The organism is Verrucosispora sp. SN26_14.1, assembly GCF_004307965.1.
Classification (GTDB): Bacteria; Actinomycetota; Actinomycetes; order Mycobacteriales; family Micromonosporaceae; genus Micromonospora.
Genome location: NZ_SISL01000822.1, coordinates 1 through 1,092 on the forward strand (window position 1 = coordinate 1; position 1,092 = coordinate 1,092).

The 1,092-nt window shown below is 79.1% G+C and carries 1 protein-coding gene; it reads right to left on the minus strand.

Annotated features, from left to right (window positions below):
• Positions 1–1,092, minus strand: a 1,092-nt coding sequence (locus EYA84_RS32200; protein ID WP_255446686.1) for a helicase-related protein, incomplete at both ends; no start/stop codon positions are given.

Below are 1,092 nucleotides of genomic sequence, written 5' to 3' on the forward strand. Positions count from 1 at the left end.
AGCCGGCGCCGGCCAGCGCCGACCCCGGTGCCAGCTCCGCCGCGGTCCCGCCACTCATCAGGTACGCCGAGCCGCCCGCCCGGCGCACCCGGCCCAACCGTTCCGGGTACGCCAACCCGACCAGCAACCCGGCGGCCAGATCGTCGGGCAGGGCCTTCCCGGCGGGGTCCTCGGCGGTGCCGGCCGGCAGGGCGGTACGCAGTCGGCGTACCTCGGTCCGCCAGCGGGCGGTGGCACCCGGCTCGACGCCGTCGCGCAGTCGACGCCAGGCGGCGGCGAGGTCGTCGCCGGCACCGGCGACGGACTCCTCGGCGAGCAGTGCGACCACCTCGGCGGCGCGCCGGGCGCCCACCCGGGCGGCACCGTCGAGCAGGGCCCGGGCCAGCCGGGGATGCGCCCCGGTGGCGGCGATCGCGCGTCCCCGCGCGGTGATCCGGCCGTCCGGGTCGAGGGCCCCGAGCGTGCCCAGCGTCTCCCGGGCCACCGTCATCGCCGCCACCGGGGGCGGATCCGGCAGCGCGAGTCCGGTGCCGTCCGGTGTGCCCCAGGCGGCCAGGTCGAGGGCGAAGCCGGTGAGGTCGGCGGTGGCGATCTCCGGTTCCGGTTGGGCCGCCAGCCGCTCGTGGGTCGCCGGTGACCAGCAGCGGTAGACGTGCCCCGGTGCCTCGCGACCGGCCCGTCCGGCCCGCTGGGTGGCCCCGGCCCGGGACACCGCCACGGTGACCAGCGCGCCCAGTCCCCGGGCCAGATCCAGCCGGGCGACCCGGGACAGGCCGGCGTCCACCACGGTCCGCACCCCCGGCACGGTCAGGCTGCTCTCGGCCACGGCGGTGGCCAGCACCACCCGTCGTCGCGGTCCCGGACGCAGCGCCGCGTCCTGTTCGGCGCCGTCCTGGCGGCCGTGCAGCCGGAGCACGTCGACCTGGTCGCGCAGGGCGGCCAACCGGCCCGCGACGGCCGCTATCTCGCCCACACCGGGCAGGAAGACGAGCAGGTCGCCGTCCTGTTCGTCGAGTGCCCGCCGGACGGTGGCGGCGACGTGGTCGAGCAGCGCCCGGTCGACCGGCCCGGCGCCGGGCGGCGGTACCGGCC